Below are 1,486 nucleotides of genomic sequence, written 5' to 3'. Positions count from 1 at the left end.
CCCGATCTCGCCGACGTGGTCGGCCAGCGCGGTGCCCGCCGCGCGCTGGAAGTCGCGGCCGCGGGCGGCCATCACATGCTGATGATCGGGCCGCCGGGCGCCGGCAAGTCGATGCTGGCCGCACGGCTGCCGGGCCTCCTGCCGCCGCTGACCGACGACGAGGCGCTGACGTCGGCGGCGCTCCTCTCCGCGAGCCGCCTCGGCTTTTCACCGGCACAGTGGCGCCGGCGGCCGTTCCGTGCCCCGCATCATTCGTCGAGCGCCGCCGCGCTGGTCGGCGGCCGCAACCCGCCGCAACCGGGCGAAATCACGCTCGCCCATCTCGGCGTGCTGTTTCTCGACGAACTCCCGGAATTCGACCGGCACGTGCTCGAAATGCTGCGCGAGCCGCTGGAAGCCGGCCGCATCACGATCTCGCGCGCGGCGCAGCAGGCCGACTTCCCGGCCGCATGCCAGCTGATCGCCGCGATGAATCCCTGCCCGTGCGGCTGGCACGGCGATCCGTCCGGACGCTGCCGCTGCACGCCGGACGTCGCCGCCCGCTACCTGCGCAAGCTGTCAGGGCCACTCGTCGATCGCATCGACATCCAGATCGACCTGCCCGCGCTGTCGCCGGCCGAACTCGCGTCGCGCGCGACGGCGCCCGGCGAGCCGAGTGCCGCGGTGGCCGCACGGGTCGCACACGCGCGTGCGCTGCAGCTCGACCGGCAGGGCAAGACGAATCACATGCTGAGCGGCCGCGAAACCGACGATCTCTGCCGGCCGACCGACGAAGGCGAGCGGCTGCTGCGCGAGGCCGGCGAGCGTTTCGGCTGGTCGGCGCGCGCGTATTTCCGCGTGCTGAAGGTCGCACGGACGATCGCCGACCTGGCCGGCGACCCGCTGCCGACGGCCGCACAGATCGCCGAGGCGATCCGCTACCGGCGCGCGCTCACGGCCCTGTGAGCGTCCTCGGAGGACAAAATCCGGCTGTCAAGACTTGACTTATGCACAATTCCACGAATCCGGCCCCGGATCGGGGCTCGGCGGGACCTTTGCAGCACGGAATCCGTATCTCGTTGTTTTGATTGACTTTTCACAAAACGCGAGCGAGCGACCAAACGGGCCGGAAGGCCGTCCCGCGCGGCTCGGCGGGAAATTCGGGCAACTTTTCAACAAAGTTATCCACATGCGCTGTGGATAGCCGAAAAAACCTCGCAAAATCCGGCGACTAGCGCCGAAAGTTGCGAACGAACTTTCAGTTGCCACGACGTGCCCCGGCGCCCTCGCCGAGGCCGTCAGTCGAGCTTGAACGACCCGAAAAACTGGTCGAGCTGCTCCTGGGCAAGCGGCCCGTCGGCAATCACGACGGCCTGGTACGCATGCCGGCCGCGCGCGACAAGCCGAGCGACGATCGTCTTGCGCGCGCGATCGCCGCCGGCGGCCGCGCCCGCGATGCGCAGCTCGAGCCCGTTCACCGCGCCGCCGGCCGCAAGCGGCACCGGCA

The 1,486-nt window shown here is 70.1% G+C and carries 1 protein-coding gene and 1 pseudogene; one reads left to right on the top strand and one right to left on the bottom strand.

Features of this window, described 5'->3' with window-relative positions; genetic code table 11:
- Nucleotides 1–945, top strand: a 945-nt coding sequence (locus DPV74_RS41310; protein WP_240440119.1) for a YifB family Mg chelatase-like AAA ATPase, incomplete at its 5' end; no start/stop codon positions are given.
- Nucleotides 946–1,277: 332 nt separating this feature from the next.
- On the opposite strand, the pseudogene DPV74_RS41305 reads toward DPV74_RS41310, so the two are convergent.
- Nucleotides 1,278–1,486 (bottom strand): annotated as a pseudogene (locus DPV74_RS41305) (hypothetical protein); the annotation flags it as partial.

Source organism: Burkholderia sp. HAN2018 (assembly GCF_024704855.1).
GTDB lineage: Bacteria > Pseudomonadota > Gammaproteobacteria > Burkholderiales > Burkholderiaceae > Burkholderia > Burkholderia cepacia.
Note: the sequence above shows the minus strand (reverse complement) of the source record. Positions and strands in the feature narration are given on the sequence as shown.